Source organism: Streptomyces sp. NPDC007917 (assembly GCF_042959105.1).
Taxonomy (GTDB): Bacteria; Actinomycetota; Actinomycetes; order Streptomycetales; family Streptomycetaceae; genus Streptomyces.
Window position 1 is genome coordinate 71,663 of sequence record NZ_JBIBKK010000018.1, and the last position, 25,666, is coordinate 97,328.

The 25,666-nt window shown below is 74.1% G+C and carries 2 protein-coding genes and 1 pseudogene; all 3 read right to left on the reverse strand.

Features of this window, described 5'->3' with window-relative positions; all coding sequences use genetic code 11:
• Position 1: 1 nt before the first annotated feature.
• Positions 2 to 3,196: an ACP S-malonyltransferase gene (gene fabD, locus ACFZDL_RS30710; protein ID WP_391193052.1), complete on the reverse strand. Its 3,195-nt coding sequence runs from the start codon at positions 3,194 to 3,196 to the stop codon at positions 2 to 4.
• Positions 3,197 to 3,245: 49 nt separating this feature from the next.
• Positions 3,246 to 4,529, reverse strand: a complete 1,284-nt coding sequence (locus ACFZDL_RS30715) for a cation:proton antiporter (protein ID WP_353595005.1) — start codon at positions 4,527 to 4,529, stop codon at positions 3,246 to 3,248.
• A pseudogene (locus tag ACFZDL_RS30720) lies at positions 4,526 to 25,636 on the reverse strand (amino acid adenylation domain-containing protein); the annotation flags it as partial. The pseudogene ACFZDL_RS30720 and the gene ACFZDL_RS30715, both read right to left, overlap by 4 nt.
• Positions 25,637 to 25,666 lie beyond the last annotated feature (30 nt).

Here is a 25,666-nt window from a genome sequence, read left to right on the forward strand (position 1 = left end):
ATCAGGGCGTGGTGCGTCCGGTCGCCATCCGCTCCAGCTGTCCCAGCCGCTCGCTGATGTGGGCGGCCGCGCCCTCCATGAGGGTGTCGGCGATGGCCTCGACGGTGCGGGCCCGCCAGGGATGCAGTGCGGTGCCGGCGACGGCCTGGTTGAAGGCGCCCATCGCCGGGCCGCAGTGGACCAGATAGTCGACCTTGGACCGCTGGTCGCCCGTCACCGCGAGCCGCAGGCCTCGCGTGAAGTACCCGCGGAACACCTCGGCCAGCGCCGCCTTGGGATCCGCGTCCGCCACCCCGGCCGGGGACCGCTCACCGCCCAGATAGCGGTCGAGGACCTGGGCCCTGGTGTCGTCGTCGAGTTGGGCGAGCGAGTCGTGCCGGCGCCACAGCTCGTGGAGCCGGGCGGCCCGGGCGGGGAAGAAGAGCCCGCGCTTGAGGTAGCGCGCCTGCACTCCGGCCTCGAACAGGTCGCCCCACGGGGCGATGTCCACCTCGTGCTCCCGCGCCTCCTGGAGGATGTCCTTCACCCGGTCGCTGGTGGCCGCCTCCACGGAGCACTGGTTGACCGAACCGGTGAGCACGAAGTCGGCCCCCATCAGGAAGGCCGCCGCGGCCGCCTCGGGGGTGCCGATGCCACCCGCGCAGCCGACGTGCACGCGGTGGCCCGGCAGGGCCGCCTCGTCCCGCAGCCGGAGCACCGCGGGCAGCAGGGACAGCAGGTCCGCCGTGCCGGTCAGCCAGCCGCCGTCCGCCTCGACACAGAGGTCGTCCGCCATGGGCCGGCCCGCCGCGGCGGCGGCCTCCTGCTCGGTGACCGCTCCCGTCTCCAGGAGCCGGCGCACCAGCGGCTGCGGGGGCGGGGCGAGGAACTGGGCGGCGAGATCGGTCCTGGACACCTTCGCCAGGATCCGGCCGCCCTTGAGCCGGAAGCGGACCAGATCCTCGGTGATCAGGGGGTATCCGGACGCCTCGACCAGGTCGGCACCGTGCCGCAGCAGCAGATCGACCAGCGCGCCCTCCTGTTGCGGCGCCCTGTGCCGGTAGAGCAGATTGACCCCGAACGCCCCGCCGGGGCCCAGTTCGTCGACCACCGCGCGCAATTCGCGTTCGACCTCGTCGAGGGTGAGGCCACCGGTGCCGAGGAAGCCCAGCAGGCCCGCCTTCGCGGTGGAGCGGAGCAGCTGTCTGCCGGACACACCGCCGTACATCGACCCCACCAGGTAGGCCCGCCGAAGCCCGTACCGCTCCCGGAAGCCGGCCGCGCCGAGCGCGTCGGCGGCGATCTCCGGGGCACGGCGCGCCGGCGCGGTCGCGGCGGCCGATGGGCCACCGGCCAGGGGCGTGGCGGCGTCGTCCGGCAGCGGGGCGGCCGTCGGCCGCGGAGCCATCGGGAGCGGTTCGGCCGCGGCCCTGATGCGTGTGACCAGCTTGGTCAGCACCTGGCCTGGTCCGAGCTCGACGAACTCGAAGTCGCCCTGGCCCATCAGTCTGCGGATCGTGTCGGTCCAGCGCACCGGCGAGGTGATCTGCGCCGTCAGCCGCTCGCCGAGTGTGTCGGCGGTGTACGGCATGGCGTCGACGTTGGCGAGCACCGGGATCGTCGGCGGGCGCAGGGTGAATCCGTCGAGGAAGCGGCCGAAGGCCTCGGCCGCCGGGCGCATGTACCGGGAGTGCAGCGGTGCGCTGACGTTGAGCCGTACGGTTCGGGCGCCGGTGGCCTCGAAGGCGGAACAGGCCGTGTCGATCTGCTCGGCGGGGCCGGAGAGGACGAACTGGTCCATGGCGTTGTAGTTGGCCAGGTCCAGACCGTCGAGTCCGGCGTCGTCGAGGACCCCCGTGACGGCCGCCTCGTCGACCCCGACCACCGCGGCCATCGCGCCACCGCCGGCGGCGGCCATCAGCTCACCGCGCCGCTGCACCAGCCGCAGTCCGGTCTCGAAGTCGAAGACCCCGGCGGCGAACAGCGCGGCGTACTCGCCGAGGCTGTGCCCGATCAGAAAGTCCGGCGGCGTCGGGTCCTCCTCGGTGTGCGCGAGGTAGGAAAGCGCGCCGACCACATAGAGCGCGGGCTGGGTGAACTCGGTGCGGCCGAGTTCGCGCCGCGGGTCCTTGAGGCACAGCTCCTCGATCGAGTAGCCGAGCACGCGGTCGGCGGTCGCGGTCTCCTCGGGGAACCGGGCGAACAGCCCCTTGCCCATCAACCTCCGCTGCGACCCCTGACCCGGGAAACCGTAGACCTTCATTGCGTGCACCTTCCTCGACTGCCGCGTCGGTGCCGCGCGCAGCCTGACCTCTTCCAGCAGTTCGGTGTCCTTGCTGAACGGGTTCAGCAGCGGCAGTGATTCGGAGCGCGTCCCCTCGGGCAGGTGGAAGCGCACGAAGTTGTGCAGGCTGCTCGACGGCCCGAGGTCGAGATAGCGGAACTCGCCCCGCTCCCGCAGCGTCTCCATGGCGAGCCCGAACTCGATCGGCCGCCGGGCGACGTTCCAGAAGTGTTCCGCGCCCGGCCGCCGCACCGGCCCGCCGTCCACACAGGAGATCCAGGGGATCCGGGGCGGTGCGAATTCCACCCCCGCGAAGTTGTCCCGGCACTCGTCCAGCACATCGTCGACCAGATGGGAGTGGAAGGCGTACTCGACCGGCAGGCGAAGGTAGGGCACATCCGCGGCGAGCAGCGCGGCCTCCGCGCGGGCCAGCACCTCCTCCGCACCCGAGACCACGAAGTTGCCCGGATAGTTACGGGCGGCGATCTCGCACGCGCGCAGGGCCGGCACCCGGTCCAGCACGTCGAGTTCGGCGAGCACCGCGAGCATGCCACCGGGCGGGCTGCCGCGCAGCGCGGCGGCCTGTCGCGTCAGCAACCGCAGGCAGTCGGCCGGGTCGAGGCTGCCCGCGACGACGGCCGCCGCGTACTCGCCGAGGCTGACGCCGAGGACGTGGTCCGGTGTGATCCCCAGCGCCGACAGGGTGTCCGCCAGCGCGAGTTCCAGCATGACGATCGTCGGGTGGGTGATCCGGGTGTCGACGAGCGGTTCGCTCTTGGACTTCCCCGGGTCGTGGATCCGCGCGAGCACCGACTCGCCGAGCTCCTCGGCCACCACGGCGTCGTAGCGGAGCAGCGAGGTGCGGAACACCTCGTCGCGGTCGAAGAGCTCCTTGCCCATCTGGTAGTACTGCGAGCCCTGTCCCGGGAACATGAACACGACGGGCAGGGATTCTCCCCGACCGTCACCGGGGCCGGACCGCTCAACCGGTGGCAGCACGCTGGACCTCCTGTCGTGGTTCCCAGACGGCGCCGCCCGCCAGGTGCCGGTCGATCGCCGTCAGCAGCGGCCCCGTCATCGCGGTGGTCACCAACGCCATCACCATCAGGCAGAGGTACAGGGCCGGGCTGATCACTCCGGCGTTGAACCCGGCCTGCAGCAGCACGATCTCGGTGAGCCCCCGGGTGTTCAGCAGGGCCCCCAGGCGCAGCGCCCCCGTTCGCCCCTCACCGCCCCAGCGCGCGAAGAGGTAGGTGCCGCCGAGCTTGGCGAGCGCGGCGAGCGCCGTGGCCACGATCGCCACGAGCCACGGCATGCCGGTCGCCCCCTTCCACACCTTAAGGCCGGTGGTGACGAAGAGGACCGGCACCAGCCACAGGCCCAGCGTGGACACCCAGCGGACCGGCGCGTCCCAGTGCGCCGAGCCGGTCGGGATCATCAGTCCCACCACGAAGGCGCCGAAGATGGCGGTGAGCCCCCAGGACTCCGCCGCCGCGGCGACACCGAGCGCGCCCCCGCCCAGCACAACGGCCACCAGCCACGGCAGCCGCGCGCAGAACCGCTCGGCCGCGGGGAGCCGCAGCAGCCGGCGGACGAGCGCGGTCGCCACCAGGCCGAGCACGAGCACGACGAGAGCGGTCGCGATGCCTTTCACCCCGCCGCCCTTGGCGATGCCGAGCACCACCGCGAGGGCCAGCCACGCCAGCGCGTCGATGATCACTGCCGAGGTGAGCGCGAGCCCGCCGACGCGGGTGGTGGTCAGGCCGCGGTCGGCGAGGATCCTGGCGAGCACGGGCACGGCCGAGACCGTCATCGCGATCGCCAGCATCAGCACGAACGCGGGGGTGGGCGCGTCCCCGCGGAACTCCGGCCGGTCGTACCACAGGAGCCAGCCGGCGAACGCCACACCGGCCACCACGGACGGCACCAGACTGCCCATGGTCGTCCAGGCGATCGACCTGTCGCGCAGCCGCGAGGCGTCGAGGCGCAACTCGTGGGCGACACCGACCAGGAAGAACACCAGTCCCGCGTGTCCGGTCTGGCGCAGCACCTCGAGCACGGGCTCCGGCAGCAGGACCGACTCGGCACGCGGCCACACCAGCCCGAGCAGGGCGGGCCCCAGCAGCATGCCCACCGCGATCTCGCCGACGACCGGGGGCTGCCGGACGGCGCGCGCCGCCCACCGGCCCAGGTATCCGACCAGCAGTACGACGGCGATGGCGGCGAGCGCGTGGCCGGCCACCAGGAACGTATGAGACGTGATCATGCAGGCCTCGATTCTGCCGCGTCGGCGGCATCCCCCGGTTGGTAGCTGTCCCAGAACAGGCCGGCGCCGGTCGCGGCCGGTGCGGGGGCGGTCCCGGCCGGGGCGGGGTCACTCGCTCCGGTCGCCGGCCCGCTCCCCTGTGTCCCCCCGGTCACCTGAATCCCCTGGGTCCCCCGGATGACGATCCTTCGGTTCAGTGCGGGCTCCGGCAGCGGCGCCCGGGTGTCCGGGGCGCCCGCGGGTGCCGGGGCGACCAGCAGATGCGCGTTGGTGCCGCCGTCGGCGAAGCAGTTGAGCGCCGCGACCTCGGCCGAGCTCGGCCACGGGCGGGGTTCGCGCGGGAAGTACAGCGACGAGGCGGCCAGGTCGAAGTGGGCGGGTGGCTCCTGCCCCGACCGGAACGGCACCTGCTCCCGGTGGTGCAGCATCAGCACCACCTTGATGAAGGCCGCGATCCCCTCGGCGGCCAGCGGATGACCGATGTTCGGCTTGATCGAGCCGAGTGCCACCCTCCCGGTCCGGCCGGCGCCGTAGACCGATTCGACCGCCTTGAGTTCGAGCAGGTCGGTGACGGTGGATCCGGAGCCGTTGGCCTCCACCCAGCCGATGTCCTCCGGCCGGTGGCCGGCGCGCGCCAGCGCCTCCTTCATGACCTCGGTCTGCGCCTGCAGATTCGGCGTGGCCGGGCCCGCGGTCCGCCCGTCGTTGTTGATGGCGATGCCCTTGAGCACCGCCAGCACCCGGTCCCCGTCGGCCCGGGCGCGGGTCAGGGACTTGAGGACGACGACGCCGACGCCCTCGCCGAGCACCAGTCCGGCCGCCCTGCGGTCGAACATGTGGAACTCCGCCCCCGGGTTGAGCAGTCCGCGCCGCCCGAACACCTGGTGCGCCCGGTCGTCCGCGAGCAGGCTCACCCCGGCGACCACGGCCGACTCGATATCGCCCGCGCGCAGCGCCTGGGCGGCCATGTCCATCGCCACCAGCGCGGATGAGCAGGCGGTGTCGATGACCAGGCTCGGGCCCCTGAAGTCGAAGAACTGGGAGAGGTTGGCGGACAGGTAGTTCTGTCCGGTGACCACGACCGGGTTCTTCGCCTGCTCCAGCCGCTCGGCGTCCGGCATGTGGCTGCCCCGGCCACCGACGTACACGCCGATCCGGCGGCCCTTGAGCTCCGCGGGCCGGTACCCGGCGTGGTGTACGGCCCTGTTCACCTCGTCCAGCAGCAACAGCGCCTGCGGATCCATGGCCGCGACATCCGCCTCGGACAGCAAAAAGGACTCCGGGTCGAAGCGCAGCACGTCGGGGAGGAGTCCCGCGTGGTAGTCCATCGGGCGGCCGAAGCGATCCTCGGGGATGGGGCGCAGCGCCGAGCGTCCCCCTCGCAGCAGCTCCCAGTACTCGGTGGCGGACGCTGCTTCGGGGAAGGTGCAGGACAGGCCGATCACCGCGATGTCCTGGGTGGCGGCCCGTGCCGGCTCCGCGGCGGGCGGCGCCGGGGCCGGGCCGACGGCGGAGTGGGCGGCGGCTGCCGGTGCCGCCTGGGGCCAGGTGAACGCCGGTGTGTCGGCCGGATGATCCTCGCCGAAGGCGGCGGCCAGCTCCCGCGGGTGCTCCTCGGCCAGGTAGGCCGCGAACTCGTCGGCGCTGGGGTACTCGAACAACGCGGACGGGTCGATCGACACGTCGAGTTGCTTGCCGAGGGTCTGCAGGAGCTGCGAGACCAGGATCGATTCGATGCCGTAGTCCTGCAGCGGCACGTCCCCGGAGAGCCGGGCCCGGTCGAACCGCAGCTCCACCGCGACCTGGTCGAGCAGCCACGAGACCACCGCGTCGACCGCCTTCCGGAGCGCGTCAGGCGCCGTCGCGGCCGCCGCCACCGGCGGGTGGTGTTCAAAGGCGTCCGGGTCCGGGCGACGGTCCGCGTCCGGGCTGAGCCGGCGGTCGGTCAACCGCTCCGGATCCCAGTCGGCGCCCGGCCGTACCACCGCGGGCAGGACCACCCGCGCGCCGCTGGCGAGCGCCCGCTCCAGCAGGTCGAGTCCCTGCTCATCCGTCAGCGCGGCCAGCCCGGAGGCCTGGTAGGCGGCGCTGCGCGCCTGCCCCATGCCGGTGTCCTTCCAGCTCGGCCACTCCACGCTGACCAGCGGCAGGCCGTACGGGCGGGCCTCGGCGACGGCGTCCAGGTAGGCGTTGGCCATGGCGTAGTCGCTCTGTCCGACCGCGAGCGCGGGAACGACGGCGGAGACCGAGGAGTAGAGCACGAACAGGGCGAGCGGCTCGTCGCGGAAACACTCCACGAGCGTGTCGAGGCCGAATATCTTCGGGCCGATCACCCGCTCGATCCCGCTCCGCGGTTTGCGTACGAAGGCGGGGTTCTCGGCGTCGCTGAAGCCCGCGCTGTGGATCACTCCGCCGATCGGGCCGAGCTGGGACCTGGCCTCTGCCAGCGCGGCAGCGGTGGCCTCCTTGTCGTCCAGCGCCACGCTGAGCACCATCAACTCCACGCCCTGGTCCGCCAGTTCGGCGAGGGGGCGCAGCTTGCGGCCGAGCGCGGTGCCCGCGGCGATGTGGCCGGCCCATTCGGTCCGTGGCGGCAGCGCCTCGCGGCCGGTGAGGACCAGTTTGCGCACGCCGTGGCGGGCGACGAAGTGGCGGGCGGTCAACAGGCCGACGCCACGGGTGCCGCCGGTCACCCAGAGCGCGTGGCCCTGCGGGAACCGCAGCTCGTGGCGGGGGCCTGGGGCCAGTTCGCGCAGCCGGGCCCGGTGGCGTACGCCGTCGCGGTAGGCGATCTGGGCGGGCGAGTCACCGGCCCGGAGCTCGTCGGCGACCCACCGGCACAGCTGCTCGTCGGTGGCGGCCCCCATCTCCACCTGGCGGGAACGCACATGGCGGTACTCGCTCTGCAGCATCCGGTACAGCCCGGCCCGCGCCGCGCCGCCCAGCCCGGCCGCCGTGTCCCGGGAGACGAGGAGCGCGGTGAGCTCGCGCTGGTCCCGGTCCATGGCGCGCTGCAGCCAGCTCACCCAGGTGGTCAGCCCGGCGTGGTCGGCGGGCTCGTCCCGATCCGCGCAGCCGGCCAGGTCGACCACCGCGTCGAAGCGCTCGCCGTGGGTGTCGGTGGCGAGCCGATCGGGGGTGAGCACCTCCGCGCCCGGCAGGGTGGCGGCGAGCCGGGCGGCCAGCCCCTCGGTTCCCGGCGCCGCCAGGACGGCGGTCCGGCCGGGCAGCGGGGTGTTCCGCGTGAGCTCGGCGGGCACCCACTGCCGGGTCAGCAGCAGCCCGTCGGCGGCGTCCGAGGCGGCCGGGGCGGCCGGGGCGGCGTCCGGGGCGGCCGGGGTGGCGTCCGCGGCCGCCAGCCAGACCCGCTCGCCGTCGAAGGGATAGCCGGGCAGGGGCACCCTGCGGGGCCGCGCTCCCGCGTGCAGGGCCGGCCAGTCGACCTGCCGGCCGGAGGTCCAGGCCTCGGCGTACGCCGAGGGATCGGCGGGCAGCGGCCCGGCGGCCGGGGCCTTGCGCGGATCGACGACGCCGGTCCAGCTGTCGGCGGGTGTGCCACCGTCGACGAATTCGTCCAGGCGCCGGATCAGCTCCGGCAGGTCCGTGAACCGGATCGCGAGCCGGTGTGCCATCGCCTCACGGCCGGTCTGGAGCGTCCAGGCGAGGTCTCGCGGCGCGCATTCGGCGTCCCGCAGATGTGCCGCCAGGCGGCGGGCCTGCGCCACCAGCCGGTCGGCCTCCCGGGCGGAGACCACCGCCAGCTGCGGGCCCGCCGGGGCGGCCGGCGGCTCCGGCTCGCCGAGGTATTCCTGCAGGATGACATGGGCGTTGGTGCCACCGGCGCCGAACGAGCTCACGCCCGCGGCCCTCGGCTGCGCTGTGCCGTCGGCCAGCGTACGCCGCGGCCACGGCGCCACCTCGCGCTGAACCTCGAACGGGGTGGCCGCGAAGTCGATGTTCGGGTTGGTCTCGGCGGAGTGCAGCGAGGGGGCCAGCTCGCCGTGGCGCATCTGCAGCAGCACCTTGGTGACCGCCGCGATACCGGCCGCCGACTCGGCGTGTCCGATGTTGGACTTCACCGAGCCGATCGGCAGCCGCTCCGGCATGTCGCCCCGGAACGCCTGCATCATGCCGGCGATCTCCACCGGGTCGCCGAGCGCGGTGCCGGTGCCGTGCGCCTCCACATAGCTCAGATCCGCCGGCCGCATGCCCGCGCGGTCGAGCGCGGCGCGTACCAGATCGCCCTGTGCCTTGGGGTTCGGCACATTGAACCCGCGCCCCGTGCCACCGTGGTTGACCGCCGACCCCTTGACCACGGCCAGGATGCGGTCCCCGTCGGCCACGGCCGCGTCGAGGCGCTTGAGCAGCACCGCGCCGGAGCCCTCCGAGGGGACGTATCCGGTGCCGCCGGCCCCGAAGCTGCGGCACCGGCCGTCCTCGGAGAGGAAACCGCGCCACGCGAGCTGCAGATACTTGGCGGGATGACTGGTGATGTTGACGCCGCCGGCGACCGCGACCTCGCAGTCGCCGTTGCGGATCGCCAGACACGCCTGGTGGATCGAGACCAGTGCGGAGGAGCACATCGTGTCGAGGCCGACGCTGGGTCCGGAGAAGTCGAAGAAGTACGACACCCGGTTGGCCACCGAGGCGAACGACGAGTGCGGCGGCAGCCCCTCGCCGCGCAACGCCTCCTGCACCCCGTACAGCTGGTACTGGCCGTACATCATGCCCACGAACACACCCGTGCGGGTGGCGCGCAGCTGCTCACGGGTGTAGCCGGCGTCCTCCATCAGATGCCATACGGTCTCCAGGAACACCCGCTCCTGGGGGTCGGTGTGCTCGGCCTCGATCTGCGACATCCGGAAGAACAGCGGGTCGAAGCGGTCGGCGCCGCGGATGAACCCTCCCCACTTGCCGTACGTCTTGCCGAAGGCCGACTTGTCAGGGTCGTAGAAACGGCTGTTGTCCCACCGCTCGCGGGGAATCTCCTCGATGCTGTCCCGGCCCGCCCGGAGGTTGCGCCAGAACTCGTCGACGTCGTCGGCCTCCGGGTAGCGGCCCGCGACGCCGATGATGGCGATGTCGTCGCTGACGGCCTCGGGCCGTGGCCGCTGCGGGGCGGCCTCTTCGATGACGGCTTCGGCCCGGGCGAACGCGCCGGGGTGCGCGGCGGTCAGGTGGTCTGCCAGCTCACGGACGGTCAGGTACTCGAACAGCAGGGTCTTCGACAGCGGGCCGAGGCGGTCCTCCAGCTTGCGGGTGACGCCCAGCGTGATCAGCGAGTCCACGCCGTAGCTGTCGAACGGCTCGGTGGGGATGATCTCCGACTCGGGGAGCTTCAGCTCCTCCGCCATGATCCCGATCAGCCACTGCTCCGCCGCGGACCGGGCGTCGGCGGACCGGGCGTCCGCGGACCGGGAGTGGGCCGCCCGGGAGTCGGCGACCGCCGTCGGCCGGGGCGCCTCGGCGGCGGACGTGGCCGGCGGGCGGGCCGGCTCTTCGCCGAGCGCGGTCAGGATCCGCTCCGGGTCGCCGGGGGCGAGCAGCACCCGCGCCGCGGTGCCGGCCAGGGCGCGCTCGAGCGCTTCCATCGCGGGGGCGGTCCGCACCACGCGCATGCCCGTCTCCCGCGTCATGCGCCGCAGGTCGGCCGCCTCCACCCGCATCCCGCCGTCGGCCCAGACCGGCCAGGCCGCGGCCAGGGTGCGGCCGTGCCGCAGGCCCTGCCGGCGCTGCTCCTCCCGGCGCTCCGCGAAGTGGTCGAGGAACGCGTTGGCGAAGGCGTAGTCGGTCTGGCCGACGTTGCCGAAGGCCGCCGCCGCGGACGAGAAGGTCACGAAGTAGTCCAGCGTGTCGTGGCGCGTCGCCTCGTCCAGCCACACCGTGCCATGGACCTTGGCGGCCAGCACCGCCTCCACGTCGGCCCGGTCCTTGCCGTGCAGCAAACCGTCCCTGAGCACCCCGGCGAGGTGCAGCACACCGCTGATCGCGCCGTGTGACCGGCGCACCTCGGCGATCAGCGCGCGCACCGACGCGGCGTCCGCGACATCGGCCCGCGCCGTGTGCGCCCCGATGGCCTCGATACGCGCCGCCGCCGCCGGATCGGGAGCGCCGCGCGAGACGAGCACGATCGCGCCCCTGCTCGTGCGGGCCAGGTGCTCGGCGAGCAGCAGCCCGAGTCCGCCGGTGCCGCCGGTGATCACATGGGCGCCCGAGCCGGTGAACGGTGACGCGCCACCGGCCGGCAGGTTCAGCCGGCGCCAGGAAGCGCGGGTCCGCCCGCTCCCCTCGATCCGTACGTCCGGCTCGCTCTCCGCTCGGAGCTCGGACACCACCGCTTCGGGGAGGGAACCGGCGGCCACGGCGAGCACACCGAAGTCGATCGACGGGTGTTCCCGCCTCACGGAGCGGCCGAAGGCCGCCATCGCGGGGTGGGCCGGGGAGGTGGCGGGGTCGCGGTGGACGTACAGGTAGCGCAGCGCGCCGCGGCGATCCCGCTGCCATGTCTGCAGCAGTGTCAGCGCCCGGTGGAAATCCTGTTCCGCGGGCGCGTGTTCCTCGGCGAGGTGCACCAGGTGGTACGGGCCGGCGGCGGCGTCGAGGGCGAGGGGGGTGTCCGGGTCGATCCGCCGGACGGTGGCGCCCGCCGCGCTCAGCGCGTCGCACACCTCCCGCTCCTGCCCCTGGGCACCGGCGCCGAGCACCAGCACGGTGCCCGCGAGTGTCCGCCGGACGGGCGGAGCCGGCTGCCGGACCGGCTCGAAGGCATGCACCGCGTCGCCGGCCGGGACGGCCCGCAGGGTGAACCCGTCGATCGCGGCGACCACCGCGCCGGCCTCGTCGAGCAGCACCACGTCGAAGCAGAGCGGACCACCCGCCGCAGGGGTCGCATAGGCGTGGAGCCGCTGGGGCAGCGCGTCGTAGATCCTGACCGAGCCGACCGAGAACGGCATGTACGGCACCGCGCTCGTCAGGTCGTCCGCGCCCGGCGCGAGTCGGGCCGCGGTCTGCAGCGCGGCGTCGAACAGCGACGGGTGGAAGGCGTAGTCGCCCGCGTCCGCCGCCCGCGCCGCGGGCAGCCGCAGCCTGGCCAGCACCTCGCCCTCGCCGATGGCCAGTTCCTCGATCACCCGGAAGCTCGGACCGTAGTCGAAGCCCAGCCGGGAGAACGTCGCGTAGCAGTCGGCGCCGGAGTGGACGGTCGCACAGCGCGAGCGGACCCGTGCCGGGTCGACGGGGTCCGGACGCCGTCCGGCGCCCCCGGCGACCAGGGTGCCGCGGGCATGCGTCGCGCCGCCGTCCGTCCGCACCTCGAACGAGGAGCCGTCGAGCCGGACGATCAGCCGGTGCTCGGCGGCGGCGTCCGGCAGCCGCACGGGGGCGGCCCAGACCAGGGCGTCGACGCCGCGCACCGGTTCGCCGGTCGCGAGTTCGCCGGCGAGCCGCGCCATCTCCAGGTACGCCACGCCGGCCAGCACCCGTTCGCCGCCGACGATGTGGTCACGGAGGAAGAACTCCTGTCCGGTCAGCGTCTTGGCGAAGGTGTGCCCGTCGGTGGCGGCGTCCAGCAGCGTCGGGTGCAGCCGGGCGGCGGGCTCCGGCGCGAACCAGTGGCGGGTGCGGGCGAACGGATAGCTGGGCAGGTGTACCCGGCGGCGGTTCGCGCCCCGGTGCAGCGCCGCCCAGTCGATGTCGGCGCCCGCCAGCCAGTCGGCCGCGAGGGCGGTCAGGTCGCGCGTGGCGCCGGCCGCGCGCGGGGTGACGTCCCGTCCGACCGTTCCGGTGCGCACCGCCGACGGCCGGCCGGCGAGGTGTTCGACGATCTCGGCCCGCAGGGCGGCGGTGCCGTCGGCGACCACCGTGAGCCGGTGCGCCATCGGCTCACGACCGGTCTGCAGGGTGTACGCGAGGTCTCCTGGCGCGACATCGTGGTTCTCGAGGTGGTCGACGAGCCGCCGCTCGACCTCCCGCAGGGCCTCCGGCGTCCGGGCCGAGAGCGTGAACAGGTACTCGGCCTGGGCTTGGTTCTCCAGGTCCTGGCCCTGGTCACGGAATTCCCGCATATCCGGTTCCTCCATCACGACATGCGCGTTGGTCCCGCCGAAGCCGAACGAGCTGACCCCCGCGCGGCGCGGCAGTTCGCGTCCCCCGGCGTCCCGCTGCCGGGGCCAGGGCCGGGTGGTGGCGGCGATCTCGAACGGGCCGCCGTCCAGCTCCAGGTACGGGTTGGGCGCCCGCAGGTGCAGACTGGCGGGGATGGTGCCGTGCCGCATGGCGAGCACGACCTTGAGCAGTCCGGCGATGCCGGCGGCGGCCTCGAGATGACCGATGTTGGTCTTCACCGATCCGATGGCACACCCCGGCGCCGGGGCCGTGCCGCCTTCGGCGCGGAGCCGGCGGAAGGCGGTGCTCAGCCCGGTGGTCTCGATCGGGTCGCCCAGCGCCGTGCCGGTGCCGTGCGCCTCGATGTAGCCGACCGTCTCCACCGGCACATCGGCGTCCCGGTAGGCCTCGACCAGCAGATCGGCCTGGGCGTCCGGGTTGGGCGCCGTCAGCGATGTGGTGCGCCCGCCGTGGTTGGCCGCGGTCGCCTTGATCACCGCGTGCCGCGCGTCGCCGTCGCTCCGCGCCCGGCCGTCCGGCTTGAGCAGGACGACACCGGCGCCCTCTCCCCGGACGTAGCCGTCGGCGCGGCTGTCGAAGGTCTTGCAGTGGCCGTCCGCGCTGAGCATTTCGCCCTTGCTCAGCACCTCGTACACCGACGGCATGAGCATCACGTTGACCCCGCCGGCGATGGCCAGGTCGCAGGTGCCGTCGCGCAGCGCGGCGCAGGCCTGGTGCAGGGCGACGAGCGAACTCGAGCAGGCCGTGTCAATGACCATGCTGGGGCCGCGCAGGTCCAGCAGGTAGGAGACCCGGTTGGCGACGATCGACGCCGCGGCGCCGGTCGCGGTGTGGCCCTGGGGGCCGTGCCCGGCGGCCCGCTGCAGCTCCAGGTACTCGGTGTTGGCGACGCCGATGAACACCCCGACCCGCCGTCCGGCCAGGTCGGACGGGCGGTAGCCGGCGTCCTCGACGGCCGCCCAGACGACCTCGAGCAGCAGCCGCTGCTGCGGGTCCATCAGCTCGGCCTCCCGCGGCGAGATGCCGAAGAAGGCGGCGTCGAAGCGGTCCACGCCGGGCACGAACCCGCCCCAGCGGGAGTTCGGCTGCCGCCGCCAGTCCCAGCGGTCCGCCGGGACCTCCCCCACCAGGTCGTCCTCGGCGACCAGGTGGTCCCAGAACTCCTCGAGGTCGGCCGATCCCGGCAGCCGTCCGGCCATGCCGATCACCGCGATGTCACCCCCGTGCGCCGGGCGTTCGGCCGGTGCCGCCGCGGAGGCGGGTGCGGGCGCCGGTGCCGCGTCGCCGAAGCGCGCCGCCAGGTGCGCCCCGTGCTCGTGCCACAGGTGTTCGGCCAGCGAGGACAGCGTGCCCTTGCGGTAGAACAGCGTCGGGTAGACCTCGATCCCGTACGCCTTGCGGAGCTCGACGCTGAGGGTCGTGAAGTTCACCGAGTTCATGCCGGCCTCGCCGAGCGGGTCGTGCGCGCCGATGTCCTCCGGGCGCGCCCCGGTCAGCCGGCCGACCATCGCGGCCAGCTCGCCCCGCAACGCCTCGACGGGCCCGGTGGCCGCCTGGGCGCGGGGCGCGGTCCCGGCTCGCTGCGGCGTCTTCGCGCCGTAGCGGGCCCGCAGTTCGGCGAGCGGCAGGGTGGCCAGCGCCCTCCGGTCGACCTTCTCGTTGAGGGTGTGGGGGAAGCCGGTGACCCGGACCAGCGCGTCCGGCAGCATGTGTTCGGGCAGCCAGGTCGCGAGCCGGTCCCGGGTGGGCTCGGGGACCCCGTCGTCGAGCACGTAGCAGGCCAGGAGCGACTGGTCGGCGGCGCCCGTGCCGCGCGCCACCACGACGGCGTCGCGGACGCCGTCCAGGCGCCGCAGCGTCGACTCGATCTCCGCGAGCTCCACCCGGAAGCCGCGGACCTTGACCTGGGAGTCGATCCGGCCCAGGTACTCGACGCGCCCGTCCGGCAACCGGCGGACCAGGTCGCCGGTGCGGTACATCCGGGCGTCAGGCCCGGTCGCGAACGGGTCGGGCAGGAACCGCTCGGCGGTCAGGTCGGGCCGTCCCAGGTAGCCGTCGGCCACGCCGTGTCCGCCGATGTACAGCTCGCCCGCCGCGCCGCCGGGCACCGGACGGCCGCCGCTGTCGAGCACGTACAGGGCGGTGTTGGCGATCGGGGTGCCGATGGTCACCCGCTCGCCGCGGCGAAGGCGGCTGGTGGCCGACCAGATGGTGGTCTCCGTGGGGCCGTAGAGGTTCCACACCTCACCGCCCGCGGCGAGCAGCGCCTCGGCCGTCTCGGCCGACAGCGCCTCGCCACCGCAGAGCACCCTCAGCCCGGGGTCGCCGCGCCAGCCGGCCGCGAGCAGCATGCTCCAGGTCGCGGGGGTGGCCTGGAGCACCGTGGCGGCGCCGCCTTCCACGGCCTCCCGCAGCCGCAGTCCGTCGCGTGCCACCTCGGCCGGCAGGACCTCCACCGTTCCGCCGGTGATCAGCGGGAGGTAGAGCTCCAGGGCGGAGATGTCGAAGCAGATCGTGGTCAGCGCCAGGAGGGTGTCCTCCGGTCCGAAGCCGGGTTCGCGCGCCATCGAGCAGAGGAAGTTGGTCAGCGCCCGGTGCGGGACCCGGACCCCCTTCGGGCGGCCCGTGGAGCCGGAGGTGTAGATGATGTACGCGATGTCCGAGGCCCGCGCGGCCACCGGCGAGGCGTCCGCCGGCAGGTACTCGTCCTGGTCGATCAGCAGCCGGGGCACCCCGTCCCCGAGGGTGTCGCCGACGACGGAGTGCGTAAGGACCAGATGCAGCCCCGCGTCCTCGGCGATGTAGTCGAGCCGCTGGCGGGGATACGCGGGGTCGAGGGGCACATAGGTGCCGCCCGAGGCCTGCACGGCGAGCAGGGCGACCGGCAGGTCGGCGTCGCGCGGCAGCAGGACGCCGACGGTGCGGCCCCGTCCGGCGCCGGCGGCGGTCAGCCGGGCCGCGAGGGTGTCGACCCGCTCGGCCAGCTGACGGTAGGTCAGCTCGGTGTCGCCGTGGCGGACGGCCACCGCGTCCGGGCGGGCCGCGGCCTGGCGCCGTACGAGGTCCCACGCCAGGGCGTCCGCCGGATACTCCACGCCGGTGGGCGGGGCGAGCAGGGCGCGTTCGCCGGCGGTCAGCAGGTCGAGCTCGCCGACCGCGGTCTCCGGCGCGCCGACGGCGGACGCCAGCAGCGTGGCGAAGTGCTCCCCGAGGCGTTCCACGGTGGAGGCGTCGAACAGATCCGGGTTGTACTTGAGGGTGTACCGGCAGCCCTCGGGGTGGTCGACCAGGTCGAGGGTCAGATCGAACTCGCCCTCCTGGTGCACACCGTCGACCCGGCCCCGCACCAGACCGTCGTCGCGCAGGTCCCGGGTCCAGTTGTGGAAGTAGAAGGCGACGTCGAACAGCTTGCCTCCGGAGCCGGGGACCTGCCGGTTCAGCTCTTCGGTGAGCGTCATCAGCGGGTAGGCGCTGTGCTGGAGCGCCTGCAGGACCATCCGGTGGACGCGGCCGACCAGGCCGCGGAAGGGCTCGTCACCCTCGACCCGCTCGGCGAGGACGACCATGTTCATGAAGTAGCCGACCACGTCGTCGTAGCCGCTCGCGGGGCGGCTCGCCGTGGGTGTGCCGACGGCGATGTCGGCCTGGTCGCTGTACCGGTGCAGCAGCGCGAAGTAGACCGCCAGCATGACGCTGGACAGCGAGGCCCGCTCCGCGGTGGCCAGGGCGCGCGCCCGCTCCGTCACGGCCGCGGTGAGGCGGCCCTCGACCGTCGCGCCGCGGAAGCCGGGCACCGGCGGCCGCGGCCGGTCGAGCGGCAGCGGCACGGTGGTGCGCCTGCCCCGCAGCCGCCCGATCCAGTAGTCGCGCAGCCGCTCCCCCTCGGCCCCGGCGAGCAGCGCGCGCTGCCAGGCGGTGAACTCGGCGTAGGTGTGGGCGGGGCGGTCGGCCGGCAGCGGTCGGCCGGCGCGGACCGCGTGGTAGCCGCGCTCCAGATCGGCCAGCAGCAGCGGGATGGACACCCCGTCGAGCACCAGGTGGTGGACGGTGAGCAGCAACGCCTGCCGCCCGTCGTCGAGCGTGTACAGGGTCGCCCGCACCAACGGGCCGTCGCCCAGGTCGAACGGCTGGCGCATGTCGGCGTTCACCCGGTCGCGGAGCTCGGCGTCCGTGGCCGTGGCGAGGAAGACCTGCTGGAAGGGCAGGCTCCGGTGGGCGGCGACGCTCATGGAGGGCTCGTCCCGCTCCGTCGCGACCGCGGCCCGCAGTTGCTCGTGCCGCTCCAGCAGGTGCCGCAGGGCCGCGCGCAGACTGCTGACGTCGACATCGGGGGCGAGCCAGAAGGCGAGCGGCAGGTTGTAGGCGCTGTTCCCGGGGGCGAGCTGCTCGATCATCCACAGCGCCCGCTGCCCGTGCGACATCGGGTGCAGCGTCGGCTCGGCGTCCTCGTCGGGCCGCGGCGTCCCGTCCACGGCATCGGCGTCGGCGGGTGCCGTGGCGTCCGCCAGCCAGCCCGAGGCCAGATAGGCCGTGAGCTCCCGCAGGGTCGGCCGCTCGAAGAACTCGTCGAGCGGCACGGCGACGCCGAACGCCTCGTCCACCGCGGCCACGATCTTCATGCCGCTGAGCGAGTCGAACCCGTAGTCGGCCAGCTGCCGGTCCGGGTCGATCCGGACGTCCAGCTTGAGCACCCGCTCCACCAGCTCCCGCAGGCGGTCGCCGAGCGCGCCGGCCGGGTCGGCCGTCGCCCGGGCCGTCACCACCGCGGGGGCACCCGCCGCCGGCTCCACGCGCGGCGCGACGGTGTCGTTCTCCGCGACCAGGACGTGCTGCCCCAGCTCCGCCCCGTCCGCCCCGAGGACCCTGACCCGCGTGTACCCCGCCTCGCCGAGCAGCCGGGTCCAGGTCGCGGGCGCGGCCAGCGGAGCGGCGGGCACCCGCACCTCGTCGTCCTGGAACGCCCACCAGCCCTCCATCACGCCGCCGCCGAGGGTGAGGTACGGCCGGATGGTGGTCAGCTCGTTCAGCACCAGCCAGCCACCGGGCTTGAGCAGTGTCTTCGCCTTCCGCAGCGTCGCGCTCAGGTCGCGGGTGGCGTGCACCACGTTGGTGGCCAGCACCAGGTCGTACGAGCCGGGGGCGCACCCCTGCTCGGCCAGGTCGCGTTCCAGGTTGAGCAGTTGGAACCGGGCGAACGGGTAGTCGGCGGCGAACCGCTCCCGGCCGTACTCCAGGAAGCGGGGCGAGATGTCGGTGAAGGTGTAGCCGGCGCCGGGCTGCCCGGCCAGTACGGGCAGCACCTTCTCGCTGGTGGCGCCGGTGCCCGCGCCGAGCTCCAGCACCTGCACGGGCCGGCCGGCGGCCGGGCCGTGGTCCCGGTAGCGGCGGACCGTGTCCGCCACCAGGTCGTTGAAGAAGTCGGTGAGCGGATTGCCCCGGTAGAGGTCGCGCACCAGCTCCATCGAGGAGTCCGGGAACATGATCTCGGTGGCCACCACCTCGCCGCGCAGGATTCGCGGGTAGGCCTCCAGGAACTCCCGGTTGAGTCCGGCCGTGGGCTCGACGTCCGGATACGTGGCCGCGACGCGGTCGAACCCGGCCCGCCAGCCGGTCGCCAGGTCGGTCACGGCGGGGGTGGTGGTGAACTGGTCGCCGTCGTAGGTCAGCAGACCGGCGCCGACGAAGAGGTGGAGCACCGCCTCGTGCAGCCGGCGGAACCTGTCCCGGATCTGAAGGCTGCCGCGCAGCTCCTCGCTTCGGTGCCGCTCGCCGGGGCGCTGGAAGGCGCCCATGCGCTGGTAGACCCCGAACAGCCCGGAGACCGAGGCGGCGTCGAGTTCCGCGAGGCCGGCGAGCACCCGCGCGACGGCGGGATCGACACCGGCGGCCGGCGCGGGCACCGCCGGGGCTGCCGGAACCGGGGCGGAGGCGGCCGGCGTGGGCATCTCCGGGATCCACAGCCGCCGGCGGGCGAACGGATAGGTGGGCAGCTCGATGCGGCGCGCGGACGCCGGAGTGAACGGCGACCAGTCGACCCGCGCACCGGACACCCACCGCTCGGCGGCCTCCGCGAGATCACGCGGCGGCGTGGTGTCGGCGTCGCCGTCGGCCGGCCGCACCGCACGCCCGGTCGTGATCCGGTCGTCGGCGCCGCCCGCAGCGTAGGTGTCCAGCAGCGCGAGGGCTTCGGGGACCGAAGACACCGGCAGGGCGAGGCGGAACTCGTACGCGGTACGCCCCACCTGCAGGGTGTGCGCGATATCGGCGAGGGGAGGGAAGTCGGTGGCCGGAGGCCGGATGTGGGCCACCGCCCGGGCCACCGCGCCGATGGTGTCGGCCGAGGTGGCCGCCGACGGCAGCTTGGCACCCAGCTCCTCGGCCAGCGTGGCGAAGTAGCGGGCCCGCTCCGCGATGCCGAATCCGCAGTCGACCAGATCGGTGTCGAGGTCGAGCGACCCGGGCTCGGCGTCGGCCAGCTCCTCGGCGAGCCGCAGACAGCGGCGCTCCGCGTCCTCGCCGGCTCCGGCGCCCCGGCGCAGGAAGGCCGCCAGATCGGCGGCGTACGCGCGCAGCCGGTCCTCGCTCTTGGCGGAGAGCACCACCAGCTGCTGCGTGTCCGGCGGCTTCGGCCCGTCCGGCTCCGGCGGGGCGAGTGGCGCGTACTCCTCCATGACCACACAGGCGTTGGCGCCGCCGGCTCCGAAGGAGCTGACGATGGCGCGCCTGGGCAGCTCCGAGGGGGTCCACGGCCGCAGCGTCTGCGGGACCTCGAACGGCGTGGTGCTGAAGTCGATCTCCGGGTTGGGGCGGGCGGAGTGCAGCGAGGGCGCGAGCGCCCCGTGCCGGAACTGCAGCAGCACCTTCGTCACACCGGCGATACCGGCCGCCGCCTCCAGGTGGCCGATGTTGGACTTGAGCGAGCCGACCGCCACGCGTGGCCGCTCCTCGCGCCCGTCCGGTTCGAGCGGGCCGCCGAAGGCGTCGACCAGTCCGGCGATCTCGATCGGGTCGCCGAGCAGCGTCCCGGTGCCGTGCGCCTCCACATAGCCGACGGTGTCGGCGCCGATCCCGGCCCGGTCGATCGCCGTACGGATCACCTGGCTCTGGGCGGCGGAGCTGGGCACGGTGTAGCCGCCGGCGTTCCCGACGGAGTTGATCGCGGAGCCGCGGACCACGGCGAGCACGCGGTCCCCGTCGGCGAGCGCCGCCGACAGCGGCTTGAGCAGCACGGCGCCGACGCCCTCGCCGTCGACGAAGCCGTCCGCGCCCGCGCCGAAGGCCTTGACCCGGTCGTCGCGCGCGAGCATGCCCGCCTGGGCGAGGCTGCGCAGATGCTTGGGGTGCAGGATCAGGTTGACGCCACCGGCGATCGCGGCGGAGCACTCACCGGCCCGGATGGACTGGCAGGCCAGATGGACGGCGGTCAGCGAGGCGGAGCACGCGGTGTCCACCGCCAGGCTGGGCCCGGTGAAGTCGAAGAAGTGCGACACCCGGTTGGCGACCGACCAGTGGTGCGAGTGGGCGTCGGTCGGCACGCCGAGCGCGTTCGCCGCGCCGCCCATCCACTCGTAGTCGCTGCTCATCACGCCGACGAAGACGCCGACCGGGCCCTGGGCGGCGAGCGTGGCCGCCGGGTAGCCGGCGTCCTCGACGGTCGCCGCGGCGGTCTGCAGGAACAGCCGCTCCTGGGGGTCCATCGCCTCGGCGTCCGCGGGCGAGATGTGGAAGAACAAGGGGTCGAACCGGTCGACGCCGTCGATGAAACCGGCCCACTTGCTGTACGCCCCGCCCGGCGTCACCGGGTCGTAGTGCGCGTCGGCGTCCCAGCGGTCGGCGGGCGCCTCCCTGACGCAGTGCCGGCCGGCCGCCAGGTTGTCCCACAGCTCGCCGACCGTACCGGCCAGCGGGTAACGGCCGGCGACGCCGATCACCGCGATGGGCTCGTCGGCCGACCGGCCGGCCGGCTCACCGGCGACCGGGCCGGCCGGGAGCGCCTTGGCCGCCGGTTCGGCGCCGATGAGCTTGTCGGCCAGGAAGGCGGTCAGGGCCCGGGGCGTACGGTGTTGGAACACCATGGTCGCGGGCAGCCGCAGCTCGGTGCGCGCGTTGAGCCTGTTGCGCAGCTCCAGGGCGGCCAGCGAGGTGAACCCCAGCCGGTGGAACTCGGCGTCCGGGTCGATGTCGGCGGTCGAGTCGTGCTTGAGCGCCGCGGCCACCTCCCGGAGCACCAGGTCGCCGACGGTGCCGGGGGTCCACCGCGGACCGTCGGCGGCGACGGGCGGCGCGGCCGTGGGCGCCGTCGGGGCGGGCGACCGGCGGCGCGCCGGGACCAGCTCGCGGAAGAGCGGCGCAGGCGTGGCCGTGGGGTCCAGGTGCACGGGCAGCAGATGGGCACGGTCCGCGCCGAGGGCGACGTCGAACAGCGCCAGAGCCACGTCGGTGTCCATCGGGCGGACACCGGCCTCGCCGAGCCGTGCCAGATCGGCCTCGTCGAGCCGGCCGGTCAGACCGCTGCGCTCCGCCCACAGCCCCCAGCCCAGCGACACCGCCGGCAGGCCGAGGTCACGGCGGTGCCGTGCCAGCCCGTCGAGGAACCCGTTCGCGGCGGCGTAGTTGCCCTGCGCCGCGGTGCCCAGCGTGGCGGCGACGGAGGAGAACAGCACGAACGCCGACAGGTCCAGATCGCGGGTCAGCTCGTGCAGATGCCATGCGCCGTCGGCCTTCGCGGACAGCACGGACCGCAGCCGCTCCGGCGTCAGCGAACCGATCACGCCGTCGTCGAGCGTCCCGGCGGCGTGCACGACGGCGCGCAGCGGACGCTCCGACGGTATCGCCGCGAGCACCTCGGCGAGCGCGTCGCGGTCACCGGCGTCGCAGACCACCGAGGAGGCCGAGGCGCCCATCGCGGTCAGCTCGTCGGCGAGCTCCACCGCTCCACCGCGGCTGACCAGCACCAGGTCGCGGACCCCGTGCTCGGTCACCAGATGCCGCGCCACGAGCCCGCCCAGGGTGCCCGACGCCCCGGTGATCAGCACCGTGCCGTCGTTCAGCGCCGGCGTCTGGGCCACCGGCACCCCGGCGTGCACGAGCCGCGGTACGCGAAGCTCGCCCCCGCGCACCAGGACCTGCGGCTCGCCGCACGCCAGTACGGTCGGCAGCACCTGCTCCAGACCGTCCATATCGTCGGTGTTGTCGGTGTTGTCGGTGTTGTCGGTGTTGTTGGTGTCGTCGATGTCGACGAGCACGATCCGGTCCGGGTTCTCCGTCTGGGCGGAGCGCACCAGGCCCCACACCGCGGCCGTGACGGGATCCGCCGCTCCGCCGGTGGTCGCCACCACCAGGCGTGAGTCGTCGGTCTCCGCTTCGGTGAGCCACGTCTGCAGGTCGCCGAGGAGTCGGGAGGTCACCTCCCGCAGCCGGGAGGGCGTGTCGCCGTCGGCGGCCGGGCAGCGCAGAACCGTGACGTCGGCGAGGTCGGCGGTTCCCTCGGCACGCGCGGCGATCCAGTCGAGTTGGAACAGCGAGCCGTCGTGCGTCGGGGCGCCGATGGGGCGCAGCGTCAGCGAGTCGACCGACAGGACGCCCCGTCCGATGCCGTCCGTGAGATACAGGGCGACCGAACCGTCCGCCCGCGGGGTGATCCGCGCCCTCAGGCTCGTCAGCTCCGCCGCCGCGTCCTGGTCCAGCCAGCGGGCGCCGCTGAAGGAGAACGGCAGCGCGGGCACCGTCATGTCCAGGGCGTGCAGGGCGGCGTCGAGCAGCGCGGGGCGGATCGGCGCGGCCAGGGAGACCTCGGCGAACAGCTCGTCGCCGTGCCGCCACAGCCGTCGCAGACCGCGGAAGCCCGGCCCGTACTGAATGCCTCGGGCCTCGCGGTCGGCGTACCAGTCGGACAGGTCCACCGGCTCGGCGGCCGGCGGCGGCCACTCCCCGAGGTCGGCCGCGTCCGCGGGCCCGCTCCGGTCGACGACGGCGCCGGTCGCGTGCAGCCGCCAGTCGGAGCCCTGGACCCGGCTGTGCAGCCGCAGCGGCCGGTAGCCCCCGTCGTCGGCGGGGCCCACGAGCAGCTGGACCTCGATCTCGCCGTGGTCGGGGACCACCACGGGCGCCTGCAGGGTCAGTTCGTCCACCTCGGCCCCGGCCTGGAGCGCCATCTCCAGGAGCGCGGTCCCCGGCACCACGGCCTGGCCGCGTACGCGGTGGTCGCCCAGCCACGGATGGGTGCCCAGCGACAGCCGCCCGGCCAGGACCTTCTGGTCGCCGTCCGCCAGCTCGACGGCCGCGTCCAGCAGGGGTTCCGGCTCCACCAGCCAGTACGGCTTGCGCTCGAAGGCGTACGTCGGCAGCTCCACGACGCGGCCGGTCCCGACCACGGGGCGCAGGTCCACGGGGACGCCGCTCGCGTGCAGCGCGGCCACCGACAGCCGCAGCCGCCGGGTCGGGTCCTCCTCGCGGCGCAGCGTGCCCTGCGCCACCGCGGACGCCACGGTGTCCTGGATCGCCATGGTCAGCAGGGGGTGCGGGCTGACCTCCAGGAACACGCCGTGGCCGTCGTCGGCCAGGGCGCGCACCGCCGCCTCGAACCGCACCGGCTCGCGGAGGTTGCGGTACCAGTAGCCGGAGTCCAGCTCCCCGGTGTCGAGCCGGCCCGCGGTCACCGTGGAGTAGAACGGCACCCGCGCGGGCCGCATCTCGACCTCGGCCAGGATCTCGGCCAGCTCACCGGCCAGGGCGTCGACATGGGCGGAGTGCGCGGAGAAGTCGACCCCGGGCACGTTCCACCGCATCACGCCCGCCTTGGCCAGGACGAGCCCCAGCTCCTGCAGCGCGTCCTGGTCCCCGGAGACCACCACCGTGTTGGGGCCGTTCACCGCGGCGATCGACACCCGGTCGCCGAACGGCTCCACCTGCTCGCGGACCCAGGACTCCGACGCGACGATCGACAGCATCCCGCCGCGGCCGGCCAGGGCGAGCAGGGCCCGGCTGCGCAGCGCTGAGATCCGCGCGCCGTCGGCGAGGGACAGCGCGCCCGCCACGCACGCGGCGGCGATCTCGCCCTGCGAGTGGCCGACGACGGCGGACGGCTCAAGACCGAGCGAGCGCCACACCTCGGCGAGGGACACCATCACCGCCCACAGCGCGGGTTGTACGACATCGACCCGCGCCAGCGCCTCCTCGTCCTCGAGGACGTCCCGCAGCGACCAGTCGACGTGGGCGCTCAGCAGCCGCTCGCACTCCTCCAGCCGCTCCGCGAACGCCGGGAAGGTCTCGCTCAGCCCGCGGGCCATGCCGGCCCACTGGGATCCCTGGCCGGGAAACACCCACACCATGCCGGACTCCGGCGCGACGGCGCCCTCGACCACATCGGGGGACGCCTCCCCGGCCGCCAGGGCGGTCAGGCCCGCCAGCAGCTCCGCGCGGTCCGCGGCCACCACCGCGGCACGGTGCTCAAGCGCCGACCGCGTCGTCACCGTCGAATAGCCCACGTCCGCCGGGCCGAGCTCCGGATCGTCGGCCACCCACTCCCGCAGCCGCGCCGCCTGGGCCCGCAACGCGGTCCCGCTCCGCGCCGACACCACCACCGGCACCGGGCCGTCCACCGTCGGGGCGGTGACCTCAGCTTCCGTGGCGGCCTCGTCCGGCGGTGCCTGCTCGACGATCACATGCGCGTTGGTCCCGCTGATCCCGAACGACGACACACCCGCCCGACGCGGCCGATCCACCTCCGGCCACGCCCGCCGCTCCGTCAACAGCTCGACCGCACCCGCCGACCAGTCGACATGCGACGACGGCTCCCCCACATGCAACGTCGCCGGAAGCACACCGGCACGCATCGCCATCACCATCTTGATCACACCGCCGACACCCGCCGCCGCCTGCGCATGACCGATGTTCGACTTGAACGACCCCAGCCACAGGGGCTCCGTCCGCTCCTGCCCGTACGTCGCCAGCAGCGCCTGCGCCTCGATCGGGTCGCCCAGCCGGGTGCCGGTGCCGTGTGCCTCCACCGCGTCGACCTCGGACGGGGACAGCCCCGCCGAGGCCAGCGCGTCCTGGATGACCCGCTGCTGGGACGGTCCGTTGGGCGCCGTCAGACCGCTGGAGGCGCCGTCCTGGTTGACCGCCGAGCCCCGGAGCACCGCCAGCACCCGGTGCCCGTTGCGCCGCGCGTCCGACAGCCGCTCCAGCACCAGCATCCCCACGCCCTCGGCCCACCCCGCGCCGTCGGCCGCGTCAGAGAACGCCTTGCACCGCCCGTCGGGTGACACCCCGCGCTGCCGGGAGAACTCCACGAAGGTCCGCGGCGTGGACATCACCGTGACCCCGCCGGCCAGCGCCAGCGAACACTCCCCCGCCCGCAACGCCTGCGCCGCCAGATGCAACGCCACCAGCGACGAGGAACACGCCGTGTCGACGCTCACCGCCGGGCCCTCGAGCCCGAAGGTGTAGGCCACCCGGCCCGACGCCACGCTCGGGAGGCTGCCGGTCATCAGCTGCCCCTCGTAGCCGCCGGTGTCCCGCACCAGGCGCGTCCCGTAGTCGCTGTACATCACACCCGTGAAGACACCGGTCCGGCTGCCGCGCAGCGAGGACGGGGCGATGCTCGCCCGCTCCAGCGCCTCCCACGACGTCTGGAGCAGGAGCCTCTGCTGCGGGTCGGTGGCCATCGCCTCGCGCGGCGACATGCCGAAGAAGCCGGCGTCGAACTCCGCGGCATCGTGCAGGAACCCGCCGTGCCGGGTCAGGCTGGTGCCGGTCTGCTCCGGGTCGGGGTCGTACAGCGCGTCGAGGTCCCAGCCCCGGTCCTCGGGGAACTCCGAGACGGCGTCCACTCCGTCGACGACCAGCCGCCACAGATCCTCCGGGGAGGACACGCCCCCCGGATACCGGCACGCCATACCCACGATCGCGATCGACTCCTGGGCGGACGACGACTCGAGCTGGGCCAGCCTGCCGCGGGTCTGGCGCAGTTCGGCGGTGACGCGCTTGAGGTAGTCAAGCAGCTTCTCGTT

What these genes read in the sequence shown, in the direction of transcription:
- ACFZDL_RS30715 (WP_353595005.1), bottom strand. Translation starts at nt 4,529, where the DNA reads ATGATCACGTCTCATACGTTCCTGGTGGCCGGCCACGCGCTCGCCGCC.
- fabD (WP_391193052.1), bottom strand. Translation starts at nt 3,196, where the DNA reads ATGTTCCCGGGACAGGGCTCGCAGTACTACCAGATGGGCAAGGAGCTC.